At 39.6% G+C, this 26,103-nt stretch carries 28 protein-coding genes; 2 read left to right on the forward strand and 26 right to left on the reverse strand.

The genetic code is table 11. The annotated features are described in order from the left end of the window. From CPRO_RS10720 to CPRO_RS10820, 22 genes are all read right to left on the reverse strand, one after another. The gene (locus tag CPRO_RS10720) at positions 1–1,272 is read right to left on the reverse strand and encodes a dihydroorotase (protein WP_066051569.1); all 1,272 of its coding nucleotides are present in this window, start codon (positions 1,270–1,272) and stop codon (positions 1–3) included. After that, the gene (locus CPRO_RS10725; protein ID WP_066051572.1) at positions 1,269–2,198 is read right to left on the reverse strand and encodes an aspartate carbamoyltransferase catalytic subunit; all 930 of its coding nucleotides are present in this window, start codon (positions 2,196–2,198) and stop codon (positions 1,269–1,271) included. The genes CPRO_RS10720 and CPRO_RS10725 overlap by 4 nt, the downstream gene beginning before the upstream one ends. 18 nt (positions 2,199–2,216) lie before the next feature. Then, the gene (locus CPRO_RS10730) at positions 2,217–3,131 is read right to left on the reverse strand and encodes an RluA family pseudouridine synthase (protein WP_066051573.1); all 915 of its coding nucleotides are present in this window, start codon (positions 3,129–3,131) and stop codon (positions 2,217–2,219) included. A 1-nt stretch (position 3,132) separates the two neighbouring features. Further along, positions 3,133–3,612 carry a signal peptidase II gene (lspA, locus tag CPRO_RS10735; RefSeq protein WP_066051576.1) on the reverse strand — a complete coding sequence of 160 codons (480 nt, stop codon included), beginning with the start codon at positions 3,610–3,612 and terminating at the stop codon, positions 3,133–3,135. Between the two features lie 269 nt (positions 3,613–3,881). Then, entirely contained in the window at positions 3,882–4,361 is a 480-nt protein-coding gene (locus CPRO_RS10740; RefSeq protein ID WP_066051579.1) for a DivIVA domain-containing protein, read from the reverse strand. Between the two features lie 16 nt (positions 4,362–4,377). Further along, positions 4,378–5,169: a YlmH family RNA-binding protein gene (locus CPRO_RS10745; RefSeq protein WP_066051582.1), complete on the reverse strand. Its 792-nt coding sequence runs from the start codon at positions 5,167–5,169 to the stop codon at positions 4,378–4,380. Positions 5,170–5,184: 15 nt separating this feature from the next. Further along, on the reverse strand, positions 5,185–5,472 hold the full coding sequence (locus CPRO_RS10750; RefSeq protein ID WP_082754336.1) for a YggT family protein: 288 nt from the start codon (positions 5,470–5,472) through the stop codon (positions 5,185–5,187). Positions 5,473–5,486: 14 nt separating this feature from the next. Next, positions 5,487–5,999, reverse strand: coding sequence for a cell division protein SepF (locus CPRO_RS10755; RefSeq protein WP_066051584.1), 513 nt, complete (start codon positions 5,997–5,999; stop codon positions 5,487–5,489). Between the two features lie 30 nt (positions 6,000–6,029). Further along, positions 6,030–6,737, reverse strand: a complete 708-nt coding sequence (locus CPRO_RS10760; RefSeq protein ID WP_066051587.1) for a YggS family pyridoxal phosphate-dependent enzyme — start codon at positions 6,735–6,737, stop codon at positions 6,030–6,032. Between the two features lie 19 nt (positions 6,738–6,756). Further along, positions 6,757–8,250, reverse strand: a complete 1,494-nt coding sequence (locus CPRO_RS10765) for a biotin/lipoyl attachment domain-containing protein (RefSeq protein WP_162264909.1) — start codon at positions 8,248–8,250, stop codon at positions 6,757–6,759. 604 nt (positions 8,251–8,854) lie between these two features. After that, positions 8,855–10,585, reverse strand: coding sequence for a dihydrolipoyl dehydrogenase (gene lpdA / locus CPRO_RS10770; RefSeq protein WP_066051593.1), 1,731 nt, complete (start codon positions 10,583–10,585; stop codon positions 8,855–8,857). 103 nt (positions 10,586–10,688) lie between these two features. Next, a complete protein-coding gene (locus tag CPRO_RS10775) occupies positions 10,689–12,017 on the reverse strand; it encodes a dihydrolipoamide acetyltransferase family protein (protein ID WP_066051596.1) in 1,329 nt (442 codons plus the stop codon). A gap of 28 nt (positions 12,018–12,045) precedes the next feature. Continuing rightward, positions 12,046–13,041 (reverse strand): ATP-NAD kinase family protein, encoded by a 996-nt coding sequence (locus CPRO_RS10780; protein ID WP_066051599.1) that lies wholly within the window; start codon positions 13,039–13,041, stop codon positions 12,046–12,048. 23 nt (positions 13,042–13,064) lie between these two features. Continuing rightward, positions 13,065–14,033: an alpha-ketoacid dehydrogenase subunit beta gene (locus tag CPRO_RS10785; protein WP_066051601.1), complete on the reverse strand. Its 969-nt coding sequence runs from the start codon at positions 14,031–14,033 to the stop codon at positions 13,065–13,067. Further along, a complete protein-coding gene (locus CPRO_RS10790) occupies positions 14,030–15,016 on the reverse strand; it encodes a thiamine pyrophosphate-dependent dehydrogenase E1 component subunit alpha (protein ID WP_066051603.1) in 987 nt (328 codons plus the stop codon). The genes CPRO_RS10785 and CPRO_RS10790 overlap by 4 nt, the downstream gene beginning before the upstream one ends. Positions 15,017–15,053: 37 nt before the next feature. Next, positions 15,054–15,416 carry a Lin0512 family protein gene (locus CPRO_RS10795; protein ID WP_066051606.1) on the reverse strand — a complete coding sequence of 121 codons (363 nt, stop codon included), beginning with the start codon at positions 15,414–15,416 and terminating at the stop codon, positions 15,054–15,056. Between the two features lie 232 nt (positions 15,417–15,648). After that, on the reverse strand, positions 15,649–17,265 hold the full coding sequence (locus CPRO_RS10800; RefSeq protein ID WP_082754338.1) for a sigma-54 interaction domain-containing protein: 1,617 nt from the start codon (positions 17,263–17,265) through the stop codon (positions 15,649–15,651). After that, a complete protein-coding gene (locus CPRO_RS15035) occupies positions 17,217–17,585 on the reverse strand; it encodes a hypothetical protein (protein ID WP_157881673.1) in 369 nt (122 codons plus the stop codon). The genes CPRO_RS10800 and CPRO_RS15035 overlap by 49 nt, the downstream gene beginning before the upstream one ends. A gap of 236 nt (positions 17,586–17,821) precedes the next feature. Continuing rightward, complete coding sequence (spoIVA, locus tag CPRO_RS10805) at positions 17,822–19,300, reverse strand: stage IV sporulation protein A (RefSeq protein ID WP_066051608.1); 1,479 nt, start codon at positions 19,298–19,300, stop codon at positions 17,822–17,824. Positions 19,301–19,857: 557 nt separating this feature from the next. Beyond that, on the reverse strand, positions 19,858–20,535 hold the full coding sequence (locus tag CPRO_RS10810) for a hypothetical protein (protein ID WP_066051611.1): 678 nt from the start codon (positions 20,533–20,535) through the stop codon (positions 19,858–19,860). A gap of 218 nt (positions 20,536–20,753) precedes the next feature. Next, complete coding sequence (locus tag CPRO_RS10815; protein ID WP_066051613.1) at positions 20,754–21,098, reverse strand: DUF7957 family protein; 345 nt, start codon at positions 21,096–21,098, stop codon at positions 20,754–20,756. A gap of 66 nt (positions 21,099–21,164) precedes the next feature. Then, positions 21,165–21,380: a sporulation initiation factor Spo0A C-terminal domain-containing protein gene (locus CPRO_RS10820; RefSeq protein ID WP_143148996.1), complete on the reverse strand. Its 216-nt coding sequence runs from the start codon at positions 21,378–21,380 to the stop codon at positions 21,165–21,167. Positions 21,381–21,539: 159 nt separating this feature from the next. Here CPRO_RS10820 and CPRO_RS10825 point away from each other — a divergent pair, with 159 nt between their 5' ends. Beyond that, complete coding sequence (locus tag CPRO_RS10825) at positions 21,540–21,866, forward strand: helix-turn-helix domain-containing protein (RefSeq protein WP_066051618.1); 327 nt, start codon at positions 21,540–21,542, stop codon at positions 21,864–21,866. 286 nt (positions 21,867–22,152) lie between these two features. Here the strand turns inward: CPRO_RS10825 and CPRO_RS10830 are convergent, their stop codons facing one another. Beyond that, on the reverse strand, positions 22,153–23,001 hold the full coding sequence (locus CPRO_RS10830) for a PhzF family phenazine biosynthesis protein (RefSeq protein WP_066051620.1): 849 nt from the start codon (positions 22,999–23,001) through the stop codon (positions 22,153–22,155). A 222-nt stretch (positions 23,002–23,223) separates the two neighbouring features. After that, a complete protein-coding gene (locus CPRO_RS10835; RefSeq protein ID WP_066051623.1) occupies positions 23,224–23,568 on the reverse strand; it encodes a winged helix-turn-helix transcriptional regulator in 345 nt (114 codons plus the stop codon). Positions 23,569–23,695: 127 nt separating this feature from the next. Here CPRO_RS10835 and CPRO_RS10840 point away from each other — a divergent pair, with 127 nt between their 5' ends. After that, complete coding sequence (locus CPRO_RS10840) at positions 23,696–24,091, forward strand: pyridoxamine 5'-phosphate oxidase family protein (RefSeq protein ID WP_066051626.1); 396 nt, start codon at positions 23,696–23,698, stop codon at positions 24,089–24,091. 134 nt (positions 24,092–24,225) lie between these two features. On the opposite strand, the gene CPRO_RS15925 is transcribed toward CPRO_RS10840, so the two are convergent. Further along, entirely contained in the window at positions 24,226–24,351 is a 126-nt protein-coding gene (locus tag CPRO_RS15925; RefSeq protein WP_257721870.1) for a hypothetical protein, read from the reverse strand. Between the two features lie 258 nt (positions 24,352–24,609). Continuing rightward, on the reverse strand, positions 24,610–26,103 hold the full coding sequence (locus CPRO_RS15040; RefSeq protein ID WP_082754340.1) for an S-layer homology domain-containing protein: 1,494 nt from the start codon (positions 26,101–26,103) through the stop codon (positions 24,610–24,612).

A 26,103-nucleotide genomic window follows, 5' to 3' on the forward strand; every position in this document is an offset into this window, starting at 1 on the left:
TTACATGATTAGTCTTCCGCCTACCATGGTATAAATTACTCTGCCTTGTACTTCCCAATCCGCAAAGGGTGAGAATTTCGCTTTAGAAGCAAAATGCTTGGGATCTATACGGTAACCTTGGCGCAAATCCACCACGATAAAATCCGCATCCATTCCTTCTGCAATGCGTCCCTTGTTTTCCAACTTTAATATCTCTGCCGGTTTTGTACTCATCATATGAACCAAATCAGCAAGGCTAATCAGCCCTGTTTTCACTAGGCCTGTATAACTTAGAGAAAATGCTGTTTCCAAAGATGAAATACCGTAAACTGCACTGGTAAACACTTTGTTTTTATCCCCCTCGTTTGAAGGGCTGTGACCTGAGGCAATCACATCTATGGTGCCATCGGCCAAGCCTCTTTGGATTGCCTCTACATCCTCAATGGTTCGCAATGGAGGGTTTACTTTTGCTAAGGTATTATAGTTATCCACCCCTTCCTCTGTTAAAAGGAAATAGTGGGGACAAGTTTCCCCTGTTACCTTAGCCCCTCTTTTCTTTGCCTCTCGAATGAGCTGAACGGAGCCTTTTGTGCTTACATGGGCGATGTGAAGTCTTGCTCCTGTATTTTCTGCCAAAATAATATTTCTTGCCACCACAACCTCCTCAGCCTCTCGGGGCATTCCTGCTAAACCGAGATAGGATGCAGTAAAACCTTCGTTCATTACACCAATTCCTGATAAGCCTCTATCTTCACAATGGGTTATTACTGGCATATCGAACATTTTCACATAAAGCATGACATTGCGCAAAAAAGATGCCTCATCTGTAAATTGGTCTCCATCGGAAACCCCCACGATACCAGCGTTATACATTTCGCCGATTTCTGCCATCTCCCGTCCTTTACAGCCAATCGACATGCTTCCATAAGGATGAATATTCACCAATGCCTGACTCTTTGATTTTGAAACAATATATTCCACAACAGTTTTATTATCAATCACAGGATTTGTATTTGGTTCACAAGTAATTGTGGTAAAACCGCCCCGAGCGGCACTGCGAGACACCGTTTCAATATTCTCTAAATATTCAAACCCGGGATCGCAAATGTTACAGTGCATATCAATTAAGCCCGGCAAAACAGTATTTCCACCTAAATCCATAATTTTTGCATCGGCTTTTGCTATGTTTTTTCCGATTTCTTCAATAATGCCATCTACCACATAGATATCATATAATTCCTTTTCTTGAAATTCAGGAGATACCACATGGCAGTTTTTCAACAGGGTTTTCAACGAAAAGCGCCCCCCATCTGTGTTAGGATATAATAAATTGCCATTCGAACGGCAACACTGTTTGCAATTTGATCGTTGATGATACATTGAGGGCCATTAATAACACCGGCAGAAATTTCAATTCCCCTGCGAATGGGCCCCGGATGCATCACAATAGCATCCTTTTTTGCATAACGAAGCAATGCCTCATCAATACGGAAAAATCTTTTATATTCATCCAAAGAGGGTAAAACCATGGTATTTTGGCTATCCTTATGCATCCTTGTTGTTAAAATAACATCTGCGTTATTCATGGCTTCACGGGCATCATAATAAACCTCTACACCAAACTTCTCAATCTCAGGAGAAATTAAAGTAGGAGGCCCTGAAACACGAACCTCAGCCCCCAGCTTTGTCAGTGCCCAAATATTACTTTTGGATACACGACTATGGATTAAATCCCCAATCACCGCAACTCTAAGGCCTTCAAAACCGCCTTTTTGCTCCTTAATGGTCATCAAATCCAACAAGGATTGACCGGGATTTTCATTGAAGCCGTCCCCTGCATTGATAACAGAAGCATCCACAGTGGTTGCCAAAAGCTGGGGAGCCCCTGCCATTGGATGACGCAGAATAATAAAATCCGCACCCATTTGGTCAACCAATTGTCCCATATCCAAAAGACTGTCAAATTCTTTGTTTTGGATAGAGCTGGTCATATCTACCACACTGGCACTTAAATGCCTTGCTGCCAATTCATAGGAAAGCTTGGCTCTTGCACTGGCCTCATAAAACAAAATAATCACCGATTTCCCTCTTAAGTGGGGAGACGTTTTATTTTTTTGACTCAAAATATATTTCATGGTTTCTGCCGTACCTAGTATATAGCGAATATCATCCGCAGACAGGTCCTTTAGACCAAAAAAATCCTTTTTTATCAGCGGCATTTCCTGACCCTCCTAATTTTAACCTTTTAAGCGCATAAGCAGTTTTTCATAATTCTCAGGCAAAGGTGCTTCAAATTCCATATACTGCCCAGTTGTTGGATGCACAAAGCCCAAAACACGGGCATGTAAAGCTTGTCCCTCCAAATGGAACGGTTGTTTTTTGGGTCCATATACCGTATCTCCCAAAAGAGGATGACCAATAAAGGTCAAATGAACACGAATTTGATGGGTTCTCCCAGTTTCCAGCTGAGCTTCGATAAACGTGAAATTTCCCATTCGTTCCAGCACCCGATAGTGGGTAACTGCCCTGCGGCTATGCTTTTGTGTCACCGCCATTTTTTTTCGGTCTAAGGGGTTTCTGCCAATGGGCTGATCCACTGTGCCTTCATCTTCTTGGAAGCCATTAAACACAATTGCATTATATTTTCTAGTAATGCTATGCTCCGCTAATTGCTCCGCCAAGGATTGGTGCGCCACATCATTTTTTGCAATCATCAAAACTCCGGAGGTATCCTTATCAATACGATGAACAATCCCCGGGCGCTTCTCCCCATTAATCCCCGAAAGCTCATCCCCACAGTGATACATTAGAGCATTCACCAGGGTACCTGAGGTATGACCTGGCGCTGGATGAACCACCATTCCTTGGGGTTTATTTACAATGATTACATCCTTATCTTCATACAAAATATCCAATGGTATGTTTTCAGGCAAAATTTCCACTGTTTTCGCCTCAGGAACCTCAACGTCAATAATATCCTTTTCCCGCAGCTTATAATTCGCCTTTACTGGGGAACCATTTAACTTGATAAGACCTTCTTCAATCAGCCTTTGCACACCGCTTCGAGAAAGCTCCTCAATATTTTCTGCAATAAAAACATCTATGCGACTGCCTACGTCCTCTGGCTCTGCCCCAAATGTAAAATAATCCATATTATTCATCCTTCTTTTTTTCTTCCGGCTCTTTTATCACAAACAAAATCAAAAAAGCCAATATACATACTCCAACAACAACATAAATATCTGCTACATTAAACACAGGGAATTTGAAAAAAGAAAACTCAAAAAAATCTACTACATAACCACGAAATACTCTATCAATCATGTTCCCAATTGCTCCCGAGAAAATAAGAATCATCACCATACGAACCAGCTGATATTCTTTTGTTCTAGGTAATTTATTATAATAATACAATAAAGCCACCGTAATCACCGCTGTCAAAAGCAGAATAAACCAACGCTGTCCCGAAAACATTCCAAAGGCAACACCTCTATTTTCTACAAAAGTGAAATCTAAAAAACCTTTCATAAAAACCATGGAGCCTATGGGCTTAAGGTTTGTCAACGCCAAATATTTTGTTGCCTGATCCAATCCGATTAAAATTATCGCTGCAAATGCAGGTATCAACCACATAATTCTGTCAACCTCTTATTCTTTATTTTTATATATCGTACATTGCAAGAACTGTTTTTTTAAAAAAGTTTCATTCAGCTATTCTTTTAACAAGCAAAAAACTTCCCAATCCTATAAAAAGACGAACTGTTGTAAAATGCAAAATAGCCGTGGCAGCAAAAATGCTTAGTCACAGCTTATTTCAGATGCCCTGGGATTTCGGAAACTTCCTCAAACCGCAGAAAAAGCGGCTTCCGGCAATCACACGTTGTCCACCGCTTTTTGGCTTATTATTCACTTGCTTTTCTCACTTCATCCTTTTCTGCAAGGATTTCGTTTTTATCCAGCAATTCAATTTCGGCATATAATAAAAGTTTCACTCTGGTTCGCATTAATTCATAACGATTTTGCAAAGCAGCCATTTCCTGCTCCAATTCGTAGGTTTTTGTTCTTGCACTTTGTAAAATTTCCTCTGCCTGAAGCTTTGCGTTTTGTATTATTGCTTCACTCTCTGCCTTTGCTGCCGCCTTTGTTTCCTCTGCTGCGGCTTCTGCTAAGGTTAAGGTGCGTTCCAAGGTTTTTTGTAAATTAGTAATTTGCTCAGTTTGGGAAGATGCTTCTTCTACCTGAACCTTTTCTTTTTTTGTTTCGGCATAAAGCCTTTCATAATCCTCATAAAGGTCATCCAAAAAGGTGTCTACCTCTTCCGGAGAATACCCAACGGCAACCTTTTTAAAATCCTTGGTAGCAATGTCATTCGGTGTAATCACGCAAAATCCTCCTCATCTAAACGTACACTTCTAATTCCAGACCGATTCTGTCTTTTTTCGTTCTTCCACCCACTTCCCCTACGCGGAAGCGGCCGAATCCTCGGGCAGAAACCATATCTCCTGTTTTTAATATGTAAGATGTATTTGTCACAGCAGACCAATTTACATTTACCTTTTCTCCTGTAATTAAGGTCTGCGCCTTTCCCCTTGAGAGATGCAAAGCATCTGCTAATATTGCATCCAGCCGCAAAGATGCCACAGTAATACGGCGGATTTCCGTACGCTTTGGTGACAAAACCTCAGCTTTATCTATCTTAGTTACCGTTACCGGTGTTTTTGAAACCTTGTCCAAATTGGTCTGTATATATTCCGCCATTTCTGCCTCAGCAAAACATATCCCACCATCCTCAGAGACCAAAATATCTCCAATTTTACCTCTCTCAATCCCTAGTCCAAGAATGGAACCGAGATAATCACGATGACTTAAATCCTTTTGCCCAAACTTTTTACTTTTTGGGGCAATTTTTATAACTGTAATCGGAAAAATTTCGTGGGAAAGAATACCCTCGCCGAATGAAAAGCCAAGCATCATCCGCTCCGCATCTTCCACCCCGCCAAAGGAAAGCATGTCAATCTTTCCAACGCTTTTCAACCGTTCCAAAAACCGCTCACATTTTGCTCTATCCATAAAATCAGTAAACTGCACCTCATGGCGCTTTAAAGAAAATGCCACTTGATCCAATGCATTGGCAAAAAGCACACGCTCTTCTTGATCTTGAATGCCTTTCATCATCTGCTGCTTATTCACAGTATCACCCGTTTCTTACAGCATGGTTATCAAGCTTAAAATCAACTGCTTTACAAGCATCATTAATATCAAAGCAATGATAGGGGAAAAATCCAACATCATTCCACCACCAAGGGGGGATTTATCCAGCATTTTGCGACATGGCCCCAATATCGGTTCTGTCATGTTGTAAAGAAACGCTCCAATTGGATTGTGAAACCCCATGGGCAGCCAAGAAAGAATAATGCGCCCAAATATTAAAAGCTCCATTACATAAAAAAACATGTCAACGGCTTTCATTAGTAAAAATTGTAAATTTTCCAATATTTTATACCACCTTATCTAGCACTATTCACCCACGGAAGAATTACGCCCTTTGTCTTCAGCTCTTCTTTGAAATCCCCCGAGATATCCACATTTGCCGGAGCAATAATGAATATATTATTTGCAACTCTTTGAATGGATCCTTCTAAGGAATAGCAAGTACCGCTCAAAAAGTCCATAATACGCTGGGCAATGGGATACTCAACCTTTTCAAGGTTTACAACAACAGGTCTTTTTGTTTTAATCTGATCGCAAATTTCCTGGGCATCCTCATAACAGCTGGGCTTAATGATTACAACCTGCATCTGCACGTTTGTGTTAATGCTATAAACCTGAGGACTTCCCTTTGGCATTGGTTTGCGAGCTGCCTGAGCAGAATAATCCATTTCTCTGGGAACCTCACGTAAGCCATAACCACTGGAAACCGCTTCTCTCACAGGAACATCATATTCCTCTTCTTCATAATACTCATCATCATCATATTCACCAAACATTAAATCCTTCATTTTATCTAATAATCTAGCCACTTGTCTGCTTCCTCCTAATCGCTACATTCTTTATTTTTCTTTATTGGAGTAATCTCTTGCACCAAAAATACCCGTGCCTACCCGAACAATAGTTGCACCTTCTTCGATGGCAACTTCATAGTCACCGGTCATTCCCATGGAAAGCACGTCCATTTTTATATTATCAATTTTTTTTGCATTGATGTCAACCTGTAATTGTCTCATCTTACGGAAATATTCCCTGTTATCTTCCTGATTTTCTACAAAAGGTGCCACCGTCATCAGGCCTCTTACGCGCAAATGCTCCATCTTTGCAAGGATTTTGACGAACTCTAACGTATTATCAGGAGTAATGCCAAACTTACTTTCCTCGTCAGCCATGTTTACTTCCACCAAAATGTCCATTACAATGCCCTTGGACGCTGCACGCTTTTCAATTTCCTCTGCAAGCTTCAAACTTTCCACAGAATGAATCATGTCTACTTTATCAATGATGTATTTTACCTTATTTGTCTGTAAATGTCCAATTAAATGCCAATGAACCCCGTTACCCATAGGCTCGTACTTGTCCATAATCTCCTGAACTTTATTTTCGCCAAGAGAGGTCAAACCACAGGCCACTGCCTGCTGAATGGTTTCCACAGTCTGCGTTTTGCTCACTGCCAACAGAAGGATATCCTCCCGCTTTCTGCCACTTCTTTGGGCAGCAGCCGCTATCTTTGCTTCTACCTCTTTGATATTATCTGCAATATAACTCATATTTGTCTTTCCTTTCTTATTAATAAAGGTTTTGACCCTCTTTAATATTTTTTGCATCGGATACAATCAAATCATAGGCCTGCAAACCATAGGTGGTTCCTGAGCGAATGATTGCATATTCTTGATTTTGTTCTAAAATATCTATGGTCACAAATTTTGCCATGGAACTGTTTGCAACATAAACACCGGTTCGTGGAGATAAGCCGGAAACCGTATAATGTGTTGCCTTCTCACCTGTTCCCTGCAAAATAACATCACCTAGTTTGAGCTCACCATTTTGATCGATATAAACGTTTGTATCATCATAAGAAATTACAGAAATAGCTATAAATTTAGCATTGCTGCCATTTACCAGAAGCACCCCTGTATTTCCCATGCTTTCCTGCATACAATCCTTCGGTATACTAATGAGTGATTTCTCAACGATAGCATCATTAGGCACCTTAAGTCCTTCCACAATTGCCCCTGCCAAATAAAACTCTAAAACCCTTCTGTTGATGAAGCGATCCATCTGCTCATAAGTCGAAAAAACCACCTTTGTTTCTTTTTCCCCCACTTCAGTGGATTCAATTTTGGCATTAACCGGAATCACCTCATCATCCAAAAGCAAATTCAGTATCTTTCCGTCCCCCTTTGCCCAATTTACAGTTGCCGAATTTGGCAGATAAGCAACCATATACCACTGATTGCTTGTCACAATTTTAAACAAGGGGTCTTCCTTAGAAACAGCTTTTGCTTTTGAAATATATTTGGTTTTACTTTCTCCAATCTGTTTTTTTGTAATCCCGTCCAAGGTTTTTGAGGTAAGGGTTTTCTCCAAGCCATCATAGCTTAGGGCTAAAATACCGCTTTGCTCCGCACGCATAGCACTCATATTCTGAGCCAATTGCTGCTCATATTGTGATTTTTCCTGCGTCAGTTTAGATAAACTATCAACATTTTCTGTCAGCCAAATTTCATTTCGTTGTGTCATAAAGGATTGTACTTGATCCTTCATATTGTAAAGAAAGCTTGCGTCGGATTTCATCGATTTTCCCGCATAGGAGATAATCACTCGCTGTATGTTTTCTTCAATTCTGGAAATATCTTCTGAAAAAGCCGATAAATCAGAACGACTTTTCTGGTTTTTCAAAATATTTTTATCAAGCTTTTCCAATTTACTTTCTATTTCTTCTGTAGAATTTGTATCCTTTACCGTACAAACCACAGCATTCCTTGAAATATATTCCCCCTCGGAAAACTGATAAAAAGGCTGTCCGGCCCGATTGCTTTGAACAACGTATTCGTCCCTCACAATCAGCCCTGTATAACGTGCCGGAGTATCAAGCCCCCCATAATCAACAGTCTCCATATTTATCTCTGATCTTTTGGCAGACATGGCCAACATTTGTCCAAAAAGATAAATCGCAATTACCCCGAACACAAACATGGGCAAAACCCGACTTACTCGAAGACGTCGTGTTCTTTTTCTGGTTTTTGGTGCTTCTCTTTTAGGTGAAACTTTCGTTCTCACTCTTCCATAGCTCCCTTGTCCTATGTCAGAATCCATCCTATAGACATTCTCTTTGGGAGGATATACTTTTTTAGGGCGGGGTGTCTGCCTATTTGAACTTTGTCCACCCCTCTGGGGATGCCTTTTTTTTCTATTCTTTGAGGAATCTTTTTGCATTGAAATCCTCCTTATCAACGTTATCAAAGAAATTCTATCATAACATTATATAATATATTTCATAGAAGGTAAACAAAAAATAATCCATGATGTACCAGTGTTTCCTATTCTTAGACAAAACTCCTCCCTAAGTGAACTTTACAGCCTCCTTTATTTCAATTTTCCGAAAAAATTATCGTGTAAAAAAACCACGCGGTAAAACGCGTGGCTTCAGATTAATCGGAAAGTGTTGTCAGGAAAAAAAGATGAATCATAGTTAATTCTTTATCAACGGAATACCTCTTTTTGAAAAACAACCTCTTTCTAATTTCAATTTCTACGTCTGGCTGACAGGTTTCTCTTTGAGTAATACATGAGTTTCAAGATAACTTCGCACCAGAACGCACTTCTTCACAGCTCGAATTCAATATAATGCTTTTATCCACACTATTGTTGGAAAAATAGCCATTTAGTTCTTCATGTGAATCGCCCGTTTTTCTACGTTCAAAGCGGCTTCTCTCATGGTTTCCGTCACTGTGGGGTGAGAGTGAATGGTAGAAATCAATTCTTCTGCCGTTGCTTCTAAACGAATGGCCAAAGCACCCTCTGCAATTAAATCTGTCGCCCTTGGCCCAACAATATGCATACCCAAAATTTCTTCATGCTTCACATCGGTGATAATTTTTACAAGGCCTTCTCCACCGTTTAAAATGAGCGCTTTTCCATTGGCAGACATAGGGAATTTTCCAACCTTATATTCCATTCCCTTTTCCTTGCATGCCTCCTCTGTCAAGCCAACACCTGCGGCTTCGGGCATCATATATACACAAGTAGGACTTGTGCCTTCCTCATAATAAGCGGTGTGCCCACAAATATTTTCCGCTGCAACTTCTCCCATGGCGGATGCAGTATGGGCAAGCTGGGCATAGCCCTTTACGCAGTCCCCAATGGCATATACGCCTGGTACATTTGTTTCCATTTTTGTATTTACAAAAATGCGTCCGTTGTCATGATGAACGCCACCTACCTCTAATTCCAAGCTGGCTGTATTGGGACGTCGACCAATTGCCACCAATACCTTTTCAGCTTCAAAAGCCAAAGTATTGCCCTCTTTATTTTTGCAAATAACCTTTGCACCAAAAGGTGATGGCTCTATAGCCTGCACAGGGCATTCCAAATGGAAATCAATCCCCATGTTTTTCATATGTCCGACACTTACCTCTGTAATTTCTCGATCCATCATAGGCAGCATATGGGCAACGGCTTCAATCACCGTAATTTTCGTACCAAATGCGGCATATGCACAAGCCAATTCCAAACCAATTACGCCGCCGCCAATCACTACCATAGATTTCGGCAACGCCTCCAAACTAAGGGCACCTGTGGAATCAATGCAATTGGGATTTTCCTTTAGACCAGGTATAGGAGGGGCAAAATTGATAGAGCCTGTGGCCAAAATAATGGCATCTCCCTTTAATTGCTCCTCTTTCCCATCCGCTTTTTTTACCAACAACGTTTTTGGTGCAATAAAGCTGGCTTCCCCATCAATTTTCTTTATTTTATTAAGCTTAAATAAACCCGCAACACCTGAGGTTAATTGCTTGGAAATTGCATCTTTATGTGCTATAACCTGAGTAAAATCCACACTAAGTCCTGTTGCATTGATGCCCAACTCTTTGCCTTGATGCTTGATTTGTTCATATAGCTCTGCACTATGAAGCAAGCTTTTTGTGGGAATACACCCAATATTTAAGCAAGTACCACCCAAATATTCTTTTTCAACTACCGTTACCTCTGCGCCTAACTGTGCCGCTCTGATTGCCGCAACATAACCCCCGGGGCCGCCACCAACAATAATGATGGATTTTTTATCAGATTTCTGGGATGGTTCAGAGGATAAAGATTCTTTTTTTAATGGTGCTTCTTCCTTTTCAGCTGCAACATTTTCCCCAATGCTTTCTCCCGCCTGACCAATGTATGCAACAACGCTTTTGCAAGGTGCTGTTTCACCAGCAGGGCATACAATTTTCAGTAATACACCTTCTTTATCACATTCCACATCACTGCTTAATTTATCGGTGGCTACGGAGAAAAGCACATCTCCCGCCTTCACCGCTTCCCCCTCTTTTTTCTTCCACTCCTCAATGGTACCTTCCGTCATGGTCAGCCCCAATTTGGGCATTAAAATTTCAATTGCCATATGCTCAAGTCCTTTCTATTCTATCGTTAATTATCCAAAACCTCTACAACATCTATATTGAAAAAACGGACAAAGGTCATTGCCCCTATCCGTTTTTTGCTTCTTATGTAAACAAAAGATATGGGTTTTCCAAAAGGTCGCAAAGACGTTTTAAGAATTTCGCCGCCATAACCCCGTCTACCACCCGATGATCTGCCGTTAAGCATAGGTTCATCATTGGGCGGATTTCAATTTGTCCGTTTCGTACCACAGGTGTTTCCACCATATCGCAAACACCCAAAATTGCTAGCTCAGGCTGATTGATGATGGGTGAAAAATTGGTTATGCCATAAGGGCCTAAATTAGAAATAGTAAAGGTGCCCCCTGTCATATCTTCCATAGCAATTTTTCCACTACGGGCAGCTTCAATCAAAGCCTCTGTTTCCTTGGCAACTTCAATTAAAGATTTTGTGTCTACCCCTTTCACATTGGGTACAATCAGTCCATCGCCTTTTGCCACCGCCAAGCCCACATTGGCATGGGTATGTCTTGTGAGCATATTATCTGCAAAGCTTGCATTTACATCTGGGAATTCCATTAGCACCTTTGCTGTCATTTTGATAATAATATGGTTAAAGGTTAGCTTCACATTGTCATCTTTGCAGGCAACTTTTAATTTATCCCGCATTTCTTTCATTGCTGTTGTATCCACAGGGTGGGTATAAGTCACACGGGGAGAGGTTTGCCAAGACAATGTCATATTTGCGGCAATGCTTCGACGCAAAGCATTTACTTTCACCGGTTGCTGGTCATTATTGCTCACCGGAGCCACTGCTGCTTCTACATTTGCCGCCGCCAAAACGTCTTTTTTCATCACTCTGCCGTCAGCAGAAATTGATTGAATATTCACACCCAATTCCTCAGCCAGTTTGGCCGCCATAGGACTGGTTTTTGTTTTTTCTGCAGTATTTTCCGGCTGTGGATTAGCAAGATAAGCTTCCACATCCTGCAGGGTAATACGACCATTGGGGCCTGTTCCCACTATCAAACCAATTTCAATATTTTTTTCTTTTGCTAATTTTTTTGCCGCAGGAGAAGCCAAAACTCCCTCTCGAATCGGTGCGGCAGAGGATTGTGTTGTTCCTTTCCCCGTTTGTTCTTGGGGTTTTTCTTCTGTTTTTTCTGTCTGAGCAGACGTCTCTGCAATGGTTTCTCCCGCTTCGCCAAGATAGGCTACCACAGCTTTACACGCCGTGGTTTCCCCAGCAGGTACTAAAATCTTCAAAAGCACACCTTCTGCGTCTGCTTCCACATCATTGGTTAATTTATCTGTAGAAACACTATATAAAATGTCTCCTTTTTTTACAAACTCACCCTCTTTGAATTTCCATTCATCGATGGTTCCTTCTGTCATGGTCAGTCCCAATTTGGGTAATAAAACTTCCTGTGCCATAACTTCACCTCCAAATCTTATCATTTTGTTAGAATCTTTTGTACAGACCCATTTCTACGGCTTTTTTAAGGGTTTTCCTAATTTCTACCCGCCAAGGGCCATTTTGTGTAATGGTAAACGCCAGACGGTCTCCTTTTTTTCCACGCAATTCCCGTTCTCCGTCTAACGCCACCATGCAATCCCACTCCATCACCAATTCCATTGGCATGCCTAAGGGCATCCGTTCTGCCTTGGAATAGCTTAGAGGGGCTAAAATACCTGCGGCGATTGGTGCGATAATTTTTTCCCCTGTCTCTTCAAGGGTCAGGGCTAAACCATGGGGGTCGCTATCTTTTACAATTTGAATGCATCCCGCCGCTGAGGAAAAGCCGATGCTTGCCGGATGACAGCGGGTCACAAAAATGTGCTTCAATTTCTCAGCATCCCAAATGGCTTTTGCTCCTATCCAGAGATCGTCGGTAATCACCGCATCAATTAAAGCAATATCCGAAAAAACTCCGTTTCTATATACTTCAATGCGCTTATCCTGTATACAGCATTCCTTGGGATTGGCCATACGGGCAATGACTGCCGCCGCCATTCCTGCCACCGTCCCCTCTGTCATAGTTGGATAAACGTTATTTGTTCCCGTGGAAAGAGGAAGGAGGGGTGTATCCTTCAGCCCTTTTGCAACGGCACGACTGGTACCATCTCCCCCCAGAACAATCACACAGCCTACCCCCAGTTTCTCCATTTCCACCGCCGCCGTGGTGGTATCTTCTGCGGAAGCCGTTAGGGGAATCTCCATCACCTGACAATCGATATGCAGTTTTTCTTCCTTTAACAAATCAGAAATAACGGTATATCCTATTTGAAACGTATCAGGCATAATCCAAATTGTATCAATCTCTAGAGATTGCGCCGCCAATACGATTCGCTTTACAATATTTACCTTTTCCTGATTATCAATGGTTGTAGCATAGGAAACAAGCCTGCGAATATCTTTGCCCGAAGCGGGATTTGCAATAATGCCAATGCTGGACATAAACGCCCTCCTTCCCAATATTTTTAAACCAATGTACGAATGGCACCCACAATATCAATTGCATTGGGAATGCATGCCTGCTCCAAAACAGGAGCAAAAGGCACTGGCGTATCCAATGCGCCGATACGTACCACAGGAGCATCCAACAAATCAAACATCTCTTCTGCAATGATTGCGGAAATTTCGCCACCATAACCGCCACGCTTATTTTCTTCTGTGGCAATTATAACTTTATGTGTTTTCTTTAAGGATTGGAAAATTAATTCTTTATCCAAAGGATATAAGGAACGAGGATCCAAAACCTCAACAGAAACCCCCTCTGCCTCCAGCTGCTTTGCTGCAGACAGAGCTTCATGTACCATTTTACCTGTTGCAATGATTGTAACATCATTACCAGCATGCTTGATGTCACCCTTGCCAAAGGGAATAGGCTCAAAGCTTTCCACTTCGCCCTTCATGGCATACATTGCCTTGTGCTCCAAAAACATAACAGGGTTGTCATCATCAATTGCTGAAAGCATCATCCCCAATGCATCCTGGGGTGTGGAGGGATAAACCACCTTTAACCCGGGCACATGGGTCAGCCATGCCTCTAAAGACTGAGAATGCTGTGCCGCAGCACTTACCCCTGCACCATTTGGCAAACGCACCACCATAGGCATAGAAATTTTCCCACCAAACATATAACGCATTTTTGCCGCTTGATTCACTAGCTGATCCATGCCAACGGTCAAGAAATCGCAGAACATTAACTCTGCAATGGGGCGGATGCCTGTTGCCGCCGCACCAACTGCGGTACCAATAATAACGCCTTCGGAGATAGGTGTGTCACGCACGCGTTTTTCGCCGAATTCTTGAAACATTCCTGCGGAAACGCCGAAACAACCGCCAAACTCGCCAACATCTTCACCAAATAATACTACATTGGGGTTTTCCCTCATCCGGATGCTCATGCCTTCTCGGATTGCCTCTGCATAACTCATCTTTTTCATCTTACCCGTACCTCCTCTACAATATCGGAATAGATATCCTGAACAACGGATGCTACATCAGGCTCAGGACTCTCTTCTGCAAATTGAATGGCATCTTTTATTTCATTCATTACTTGTTCTGTGCAAGCAGAAAGTTCTTTTTCACTCAACACATTGTTTTCCTTCAAGAAAGCTTCAAATCTAGGAATAGGGTCCTTCTTTAACCACGCTTCCTGTTCTTCCTTAGGTTTATAGTTACCAGGATCTCCTTCAAAGTGGCCTCTCCAACGGTATGTTTTGCACTCAACCAAAGTAGGGCCTTGGCCTTTTCTTGCTCTAGCTACTGCTTCCGTTGCCGCTTCATAAACAGCAAGCACATCATTGCCATCTACAACAACGCCGGGGATGCCGTATGCCGCACCACGATCGGCAACGTCTTTAATTTTCTGATGACGAGCCTGACTCATGGAAATGCCGTAATTATTGTTTTCACATACAAAGATAACAGGCAAGTTCCAAACTGCCGCCAAGTTCATAGATTCATGGAAGGTACCTTGGTTAGTGGAAGCATCACCAAAGAAGCAAACACAAACTTGATCTGTCTCCCGCAATTGGGCAGATAAACCTGCACCTACAGCGATATTATGGCCAGCACCTACGATGCCGTTTGCACCCAAAATACCCTTGTCACGATCCGCAATATGCATAGAACCGCCTTTTCCTTTGCCATAGCCTGTAGCTTTGCCATATAGCTCAGCCATCATAAATTTTAAATCGCCGCCCTTTGCCACAATGTGACCATGGCCTCTGTGGGTACTGGTGATATAATCCTCATCGCTTAAGCAAGCGCATACACCTGTTGCAACTGCTTCTTCCCCTAAATACAGGTGAACAAAACCGGGAATTCTCCCATCTGCAAACAAAGATTGTGCCTTGCTTTCAAATTCACGGATACGTAACATCCGTAGATACATGTCTTTCATGACTTCCTTAGGTACTTTCATTTCATAAACCTCCTTTGAAATATTGTTCAAGAACGCCTTATGGTTCCAGAATCCTAACCTCTACCGCCGCAATGGCAACCTCTATGCTGTCGTCTTTATCTCCAAACCTTGGTATAAAAAGCCCTGGTACTTGCAATCCTCCTTTAACCGCCTTTACCTCCACTTGACCAATGGGTAAACAGTTTGCAATCTCAACAGGATTTACCTCCTCCGGCCTTGAAACTGCCACTGTCACTTGAATTTGTACCGACTGATTTAAGTCCTCTAGGCCCAAAACTTCTGTTAAACCACACAGACAACTGCGTGAAACTGCATCCTTCACCGCCTTTACTGCCGCTTTACCTGCATCCTGACCATGAAAATCCGTGCCCATTCCAAATTCAATGATATAACGCTTCATACTTCACCTCCCTCTACCTTGTTTCTGTACTATGTATAAAGCAAGGTTTGTGCCACATTTGGCGGTTACCAAAATTTTGTGCACTTGCACAAATACAATGGAGTGTCATGAGACTTTGATAAATTTTTTTGTTTATTTTGTCTAAAACGCAAAAAACCGTAAGATTTTTGAGAAAAAATTTCTCTCAAATATCTCACGGTCTCGATAATTTCTCATGATACAATGAGAAATCTCAATCTATGACTTTTACTTTTTTCGGTTGAATACCACACTTTTTACATATGCGATAGAAAGTTGCCCGACTTACCTGTAAGCTCTTTGCAGCATCATCAATATTTCCTTTTGCACCTTGCAAAGCTTTTAATACTTCATGATACATGGTATCTGTTTGGGGAACAGTTTTTGATTGTAATTTTGAATTGCCAATGACATAACAAAAGTCCTCCGTAGTCAAGGTGTCTTCATTGCATGCATAAAAAGTTCTTTCTATGCTGTTTTGTAATTCACGCACATTTCCGGGCCAATCATATTGCATCAGCGCATCCAAATATCCCTCGGACATGTTTTTTTGCTGCTTTGGATAACGTTTGTTAAAGCGATCCAAAAATATCTCAGCACAGCCTTTGATGTCCAACGGACGATCCCGCAAGGGGGGTATATCCAGTTTTAATACGTTTAGGCGATAAAACAAATCTTGGCGAAAACGTCCCTGCTCCGACTCGGTACGCAAGTTTCGGTTTGTTGCGGCAATCACCCGCACATCAAGCTTTCTTTCCTGGGTTCCGCCCAATCGGCGAATGCGCAGGGATTCCACCGCCCGCAAAAGTTTTGCCTGAAACTCCAAAGGCATCTCTCCAATTTCATCCAAAAACAGCGTTCCTGAATTGGCAAGTTCAAATTTTCCAGGGTTTCCTTCCTTTAAGGCGCCAGTGAAAGCACCCTTTTCATACCCAAACAATTCACTTTCAATTAAATCCCTTGGCAAAGAAGCACAATTCACTGCTACAAAAGGTCCCTTTGCCCGACTGCTCTCATTATGTATTGCTTGCGCAAACAGCTCTTTCCCTGTTCCACTTTCACCTTCAATCAAAACCACCCCATCATAGCAAGCAAATTTTTGCGCCAATTGTATGGTTTTTCTCATCAAAGGGTCTTGGGCATAAATGTGCTCAAAGGTGTAATTCGCCCGATTTCCCGAAACTTTGTTTACAGAATCTATCAAATATTCTTGTCGCTTTAATGTAACTGTAAAGGTTCTAATATCCCCATCTAGGGTGGGGGACATGGTTGCACTGCAATCGTAAATATGCCGTCCCACCAAAAGGCGAGTGTCATTGGTAATATATTGTCGTTCCTGCTCCCAATGCTGTAATTGCGTCCAATCCACATCAGGCATATACTCTCGAAAATCTGAATTTTCCAAAAGATTCATGGTCAATCCAAAGCTTTTTTCTGCGGCTTGATTAATCCATATTGGGCAAAATGCATCGTTTAACAGAACAATTCCATTTTCACTGCTATCTAGGGTTTTTCTCATAAGCCTTGCACTTTGCTGCTGTTTTATCATGGTTTCTATGCTAAAGGCCGCTGCAACCACAAGCCCTAATGTATGGGTATGGGGCTGGGCATAGTGAAAGTCCCCCGATATATCCAAGCAACCAATGATTTCGCCATTGGCACCATGTATGGGTGCAGCGGAGCATGTCCATTGATGATGGGGCAAACCGTAATGCTCCGGCCCTACCATTTGAATAGACGTGTCATAGTCCAAGGCAATGCCGATGGCATTGGTGCCAACCTCTAAATCGCTCCAAAGGGAGCCTTTGACAAACTCCAGCTCCTTAGACATTTTTCAACCGCCATATCCCCTATGGTTTCCAGTATGTAACCAACACTATCTGTCAAAACCAATAAAAAGTGGGATTGCTTCACAATTTCGTATACACTTTGCATAACGGGCAAAGCAATTTCCAAAAGCTCCTTGTTTGCTGCCCGAATACTTTGAAATACTTTATCATCGGCACAACGCCCTCTGCCCTTCATTGGGTCTAGGCCATTGTGCTGGCATTTCTTCCATGATTTTTCCACAATTGGATTCATTCTTTCATCTGTCTCACCTGTTTTGACAAAATGATCCCATATTTCTTGTAAAATCTCAATTTCCATCATTTTATCCCCCTTTAAAGCCAATTTTGTCTCAAAAGTCTTAATTATATTGTACAAGAATATCTCGTTTTTCACAATCGTATAAGATTACCAAGAAATATCTCACTCTTTTGTTGTAATTTCACAGAAGCACAACTTATTTATGAAACAAATCAATGTTGCCCATTGAACCATATAGAACCTAGATATTTTTATAAAGCAAAACGGTTGCTGTCTTTCGACAACAACCGTTTTGTGCATTAAAGGATAATGCAAATCAAACCGCCGCTTCCTTCGTTTACAATCTTTTGCAGGGTTTCTGCCATTTTAAATTGTGCGTCCTCAGGCATACGATAAATCTTGTTTTGCATGCCCTCACTCACCATTGCACTTAACGTGCGTCCAAAAATATTCAAATCCCAAATCTTTTCAGGCTCAGTTTCATAATCTGCAATCAAATTATCAATAAACTCCCGGGACTGTTCCTCATTCCCGATAATGGGTGAAACCTCCGTTTCCACATCCGCTTTGATTAAGTGGATAGATTCGCCTTTTGCTTTCAGCTTAATGCCATAGCGGCTTCCTTGTTTGAATACCTCTGGCTTCTCCAAGGAAATCTCTTCAAACACAGGGGTAACCACACCATAGCCTTTGCGCTTCACATCATTCAACGCCGTAGAAATCTTATCATATTCTTTCTTGGTTTCTGAAAGCATTTTAATGGTAGAAATTAGAGCATAATCATTTTCAATAGGTAAATCAACGGTTTCACTTAAAATACGATAGAATAAGCCATCCTCAAAGGTCAGTGCAACATCCACAGCACCTTCTCCCGGCAACATGCGATCGGAAAAAACCTTTTTAAGGAAATCTTTGCTTTCTAAGGCTACAATAGCACTGGAAACGTCCGCCAACCGATCAGCCTTTTCCATGACCTCTTTTAAACCCTCAATCAGGGAATCTTTCAACCAATGATCATCCTCCAGCGTCTCCACCCATCCAGGGAAATAAAAACGAATTTCACGCATAGGAAATTGATATAATACTCGCTCCAAAATAGTCTTAATATCTTCCGCTTTTAGCTGAGCAACGTTTACAGGAATAACAGGAACACCATATTTTTCCTCCATATCTCGAGCCAATATGACCGTAGATTCTCCGTAAGGTGTTGCCGTGTTCAGTAGAATTACGAAAGGTTTCCCCATTTCTTTTAATTCTTCAATGACTCTTTCCTCGGCATCAATATAGTTCTCCCTAGATAATTCCGTTACCGAGCCATCTGTTGTAACCACAATGCCAATGGTAGAATGGTCAGTAATTACTTTCTTTGTTCCCATTTCTGCCGCTTCTATAAAGGGCATGGCATTTTCTGACCAAGGTGTATGTACCATACGGGGAATTTCTCCATCCATATGTCCCTCTGCTTCCGGAACCAAATAACCAACACAATCAATCATGCGTACCCGCATATCCGTATTATCTCCAAGGGTAATTTGCACCGCTTCATTGGGCACAAACTTTGGTTCCGTTGTCATAATGGTTTTTCCTGATGCAGATTGAGGCAGTTCATCTTTAGCCCGCTCTCTGGAATGAACATTTTGAATGTTGGGAAGCACCAGCAAATCCATAAACCGCTTGATAAATGTAGACTTTCCTGTTCGCACAGGGCCAACTACACCAATATAAATATCTCCGCCTGTCCTTTCTGAAATATCCTTATAAATATCAAATTTTTCCATAACAATTTCCTCCTTTGATTTCAAACTGTATCCATACAATATATTATTATGTTTCAAATACAGGAATAGAACAAAGTAGGACTTGTTTTAAAAATTATTTCTCTTTAAAAGAAATTGCAAAATATCCTTGGTGTCTTGTTAAAACCATTTTACATGTTTCTTAGTTTTCTATTGACTTTTGTATGGGAAAGTTTTAATAGCCGATCCAAGTACTTTGAGGACATTTCAATATAAAATTGTGGCTTTAAATTCATTATCCCTAATCCTTATAAATAAGAAGTAAATGTAATGAAATATTCTTAGGTGTGACCCACCACATTAAGTTTAACTTGCAGAAAACATTCCACTATTATGGTCTAAGAGAATCTTGATGAACTTTAACAAAAGCGAAGGAATAAATCTTAATCAATGTGTTGTTTGTCAATGGACAACTTCTGTCCTTGTTATTTATCCACTAACCATACACGTCAAGGACAATGTAATTAATATTCCCGATCATAAATATTGAGACCAATTTAGCCATCTCTATATTTATGATATAAAATGATAAAAAGTCATTAAAGAATTTTTAAAGGTATTTCTTTTGTCTGCTCGTTTTTATCTGTATAACGCACAACACACTCTCCTAGTTTTGAAAACGTCACAAAGTCGACATCATAATCAAGTGATAGATCATTTATGAAATTATTTTCATTATAAGCAGTGTACATTGGAAGAGGCACACACATTGGATAAGAAAAATCATAAAATTCAAGACCTGATGGGTGTGCCCAATAACACCCACTAATCACCAAAATATTATTTTTTTTGCAATAATACTTTTCTTGCCAAATAAAAGTCTCTTCCTTATTAAGAACAGTCTCGGGAACGTAAGATACTACCAATAAATTTGACATATCCATAATTGAATACCCATACAAATCAATGTTAAATATCAGATATTCTCTGCCATTTCTATGGTGAATCAATTTTGCAAATATATACCCAGTAATGCACTTAAACTCAGTAATAATTATCCCATCTACGCTTTTTAGTATACCTTTTGACACGGTATGGCGTATTGGGAAGTTTGTACCTGCTTCTGATTTCTCATACAAAACAACCTCTAAGACATACTTGTTCTCTATATTATATTGAGTCGTGTTCGATGGATTTAACATATATAGCCAATCAAAAGATTCCCTATATATCTTATAATCTTGTGTGTATGCAATATTTTTAGGATAATCTATCATAAAATTCGCTCCATATAATTACTCCTAACTCTCGGATACCCATGTTTCATGCTTTCGCCCTCTTACTTGTCCCCCCTATTCACCATCGCTATCGTCTCAACGTGGCTTGAGAGGAGCACTGATGTTTAATGCCTTTTCCGTTGTAGGGAATTGGTCAACGGTAATTTTACATTTTGTAAGATCTGCCAGACATGAGCTCTTAGTTGATATATATCTATTTAGCCCTTAGTCCAAGATTTCTGCAATATTCGACCACTTACAGGATCAACAATTGCTTTAATCCCCTCAAAAGTTTGTAATTGTAAATTTCCATTGTCATCTTTTTGTATATCAATAAAAAGATGTTCATCTGTGTATTTGTTGTAATTTTGGAATATTGGTTTCACATTCCACAAGACCTTTCCATTCTTTCCTATTGAATACACATTGCTCAAAGGTTGATCAGCCATATTATCACTATCGATATTCCACAACAATATAATATACACCTTCTCGAACTCAACAATAGACTTAATTTTATAATCAAAATTTAATACCTCATTATTAATATTTTCCTTCCCCAAGATATTTACTATACTGTAAATGTTCTCTGGATTATTTTAATTACGTCATATTATCATTTGATTGACCTATTTACTGCCTTTTACCAAATTAACAGTATATTTTACGAATTCTTCAGGGGTGGGAATCTTATTTTTTCGTGGTACAGCATTTTGTCTTGCAGATGTAATACCATCACCCGTGGTATTTTGATAAGCATATTCAAGTGCATTTTGCATTTCTTCCTTTACCGCTTTTACGCTAAGTCCATTTTCTTTTGCAATTTTTCTAAAAATATTACGCATGCTCATTTGTGCCTCCTCCGTTTCCTAAATGAAAAATGAATGAATATTGTATAGGTACTTCTATAATACTATACAAGATATCTATTTTCAATAACTTATATCATATTTATCTTATCAAATATTCGATATAGAATAATCAAAAAGAGGTGATAAGAGATAATGGAAAAAGCACAACTGAAAGAAATTGGGCAACGTTTAAGACAGAAACGCACTGAATTAAATTTAACACGTGAAGAATTTGCAGAACTTGCCGATATTTCGCCTGGTTTTTACGGACAAATTGAAGTAGGAACCACACAAATGTCTATTGATACATTAATAAAAATTACAACATCTATGCACCTTCCCATGGAATATGTTTTATTTGGAACGGGATATTCACCCTCGGATTGTTCACCTATTATTGAATTGCTCAATAACTGTACCGAAAGAGAAATAAAGTTAGCCGAGCGACTTTTAAAACTGTATTTACTGAAAGTTGATTAAAAGTAACTCATTAATAAATAATGAGTTACTTTTAAATTTAAGGAATTAGAATTTCCTTAATAAACATAAAATCCTATTTGCACTACAAAAATTCATATCTCTTTTTTTGATATTTTTGCCTTTGCCCCAAAAGCTGCAACTCCAACTATAAATTTTATTGTTTTAAGTTTTATGCTAGGATTTAGGAATCATCAGAGACAGCATTTATCTGCAATAGTGCCATCGTTTATTTTTGATGTAATGTTACCACCAGATGAATATTGTATTATGTCTGTTACCGTTTTGTTTAAATTAATAGTTGTCCTTTCGCAATTATCTTAACATCTCCAGATACTTTAATATCACCTGTTGATTGATCAGCAAATACCTTTATCTTGCTGGGTCTTCCCACGAAACCACCTTGATTAATTGTTATATCATCTGTTGCATTGAAAATATTCCATTTATATAGATAAGCTCCTGTGGGACCGGCTGCACTGCCAGTTGCTACATCCTCGCTTGCCCCCCCGTTATCCCAAGTACGACCTTCCATTCTATCTACATCGAACAAATAAACAAATTTTGCTTGAACTTTTCCTAGCTGCTCCTCAAAGTCTCCAACACTGATTCTTGCCTTTTCTAACCCTGAAGTAAGAGGAACAATCAAATAGGGTAATCCAGTTGAAACAACCTCCATTGGAAGCGATGGATGAAGATAGTCTGTTGTAAGATTCAGTGCCTGCAAAAATGTATTGACCGATTCACCCTCAACAGTACCCAAGAATGCGGGTGTACCTTGATTCATCGTAGCCTGAAAATAGCCTTCCTTTTTTACTGATTCCCCTTGCAATGATTTATTGTTCAACTCAAAAACTGCGGTTATATTTCGTTCTTCTGCAAATAGTTTTTCATGGATGACTGCCATGGCTCCTAGTATTGGATGTCCGGCAAAATCCAATTCTTCTTCCACAGTGAAGATTCTGGCACGAAAACGCTTCTCTTCGATTTGTCTGAGAAAAATAGTCTCAAATTGCTTGAATTCCTGTGCAATTGCCTGCATATAATCCTTGGACATATCTTCTTCATGAAATATTACGGTCAACCCATTCCCTGAAAGAATTTTAGAACTAAATACATCTACATGATAAAAAATCATTTGCTATTTCTCCTTTGCTGCATTTCTTTAACAAGTTATTTTCTTATATGGTACTCTCCAGCATACAAAATGCTACCGAATGCCTTAAATAGTCAATACGATTTTGTTTGAATCTGATACCCCCTTGACAGGAAAGCATTATAGGCTTACCAAAAGCAAACGTCCGTAAAGTATTTTTGTATCAATTGATAGGCTTTTAATATAGAACTAAATATTGCTTCATTAATCCATTTTTTCTTGTGCCAATTCTGCACCCCATTTTGCCAATTCATCAAGAACCGGCAGAAGTTTCCTCCCTGCTTCCGCTAACGAATATTCAACATGAGGGGGCATCACATTATACTGTACTCTTTCAATTAATCCATCTTGCTCCAGTTCCTTAAGAGAACTCGTCAGCATCATGTTAGTGATTCCAACGGTCTTCTTTTTTAACTCATTGAATCTAAGGGTACCACATTGTGATAATACCCAAATGATTGCCAACTTCCATTTTCCACCGATCAAACTTAAGGAATATGTTACGGGGCAAAAAACATTATCGCCCATAAAAATAATCATATCTTTCATAAAATTCTCCTATACTCAGAATAAACTTACTTAGTAATAAAAAACTGCATACTTGCACCATATAATACTTTATTTTATGATTATACTAAAAGAAGTTAAAAAATCAATTACAAATGGAGGTTTATTTATGAATGAAGTTTTGAATTTTTTCAATGAATGCGGAGTTTTTTTCGTTTCTACAGTTGACGGTGATCAACCCAGAGTTCGACCCTTCAGCTTTGCCATGGAGTACGAAGGGAAACTTTGTTTTGCTACAAGCAATCAAAAACCAGTATACACCCAGTTAATGAATAATCCAAATGTGGAAATTTCTGCTTCTTCAAAGGATGCAAGATGGCTGCGCCTAAGTGGCAAAGCTGTATTTTGCACTTCGAAGGAATCCAAACAAAAGGCTCTTGAAGTAATGCCCATGTTAAAATCAATGTACTCCCCAGATGATACTATTTTTGAAATCTTCTATCTTGAAAATGCAGTTGCAAATTTCTATTCTTTGCAAGGCGAATCTAAAAGTATTTCCCTTTAAAAAACACAAGAAGAGACCCATATTACATTTGGGTCTCTTTGCTACTTAAAATAAAACATGACTAGATTCTTAATAATTATAAAGTTTTATCAGAAAATAGCATTTCTAATAATTATTGAAATCTAGATGTAGGCTTAATGATTTTTATCTTCTCTCAAATACTTTAACATGCATTTAACCGCCAATATTGCAAGGGCAATTCCCAGTCCGTATACAATAAATGTTGGAATAAGTAATAAAATTGTATATATTGATTCCATGACACAACCTCCTGCTAATTATTTGTACAAGCTTCAATTTCTTCATGTTGTTGCAACCTGTTCATCTTTCACAAGCTCTTCTCTTTTAGATATCATTGTACAATCTTGTCTTTATAAATGAAGGAAAATGCCCTTCTCAGCTATCTGTTCCAGTTTTAATTCAATTTCCTTGTAGCGATTCATACGAAAAGACGATAACCGTTTCACTAATCTATACTTTAAAATCTCTAGGATTTTCAAAGTTAAAACACTCGGAACTTATGATTCATCTGTTGTTCCGCCCCATTCAACAGCTACAAAGCCTTTTCTTTCACCCTTATTTAATATTTGCTCCTTCACACTTTCATTTCCATTTGCAGCTTTATACACCATAAATACCCGAATCAAGCTGTCAGGGCTGGGCTCAATGTTAAGAGATACTTTGGAGGCATATTCCTTGGTATCAAACTTAATCATATTGAAATCGTTCTTCATTAATTGGGGCCCCCAGTAAGTTATAAAGTCTGCCCGTTCTTTTGCATTCAGACCTAATAGGCTTAATTTTTCTTCCAAGAAAGAAATCGTTTCTTTTTTACCCACCAAAAAACCTTCGTCAAATACAGGTGTATAATTTCTTACTTCACCTTCCCAAAAAAGGTATGGATATTCTGTAGTTCCACTTACAAGGGTACCGTCTGTTTTTGCAGTAACAGTCCATCCTTTGTTGTATTCAGGATAGGTAAATGTAAATGCTCCATCAAAAGACACCTTTACATTTACCTTGGTTTCTTTTTCAGGATATAGATAAATCACCGGTTTTCTAACCTGATAAGTATATGTAAATTTAGGTTCATGATTATAAGCGTTGTATAAAAGCTCCACTACCTCTTCCCGTGTAGCAATCTTGTCTGGGAATTGATTTGTTATCAGTTGATTTTCTCGGGCAATTTTTAGATATCCCTCCGGATAGCCACCTAATTTATTTACCGCAACAGAAAGACCTTGCTTCTTCGTATCCCTGTCTGCACAGGCTTTTATCAATACAGTAACACAATCTTTTATGGTGATACTTTCATTGGGAGAAAAGGTATTTTCATTTTTTCCACTAATCACATTCTTCCAATGAGCAATTTCTATATACTTTCTTGCCCAATGCTCTTTTGGCACATCTTGAAAAGGGAATATTATTTCACCATCATTGTTATATGCTCCAGTAAAATGGTTACAAGTATAATTATAGTACATCTTCATAACAAGCGCCGTAAATTCCCCTCTTGTTATATTTCGCTCTAAATGTAATGCTCCATCTTCATATCCCTTTAATATCTGCATCTTTTCTAAAAACTTCACCTTATCTTCAATGGTAATTTTCTTGCCATGCGGTTGATACATTAAAAGCTTGCGTGGTATTTCTTCTCCATCATCACTCATTTTACTCGTAGAGTTATTAAAAAAATATGCCTTAATCACATCACCATCATGAAACGCATTCTCTTCAAAATTTGTGGTATCAAAAATGAAGGAATCCTTATTGGTTGAATCCTGAATATACCTATAATCTGATCTTCTTCCCGCTACAACGTCACTCCACAGCTCATCACTAATTTTTGAAAGCTTGATTCTATCCTTTGAAATTGTTGTGACTTTACCTATAAGTACAGCGTAGTCGTCATCTATCTTTTCAAAGGAATATGAATTTCCTCCAAAAACCGTAGAAGTAGCCGAAATTAACAAACAAATACTTAATAAAAAACTGATCACTTTTTTACTCAT

This window comes from Anaerotignum propionicum DSM 1682, assembly GCF_001561955.1.
Classification (GTDB): domain Bacteria; phylum Bacillota; class Clostridia; order Lachnospirales; family Anaerotignaceae; genus Chakrabartyella; species Chakrabartyella propionicum.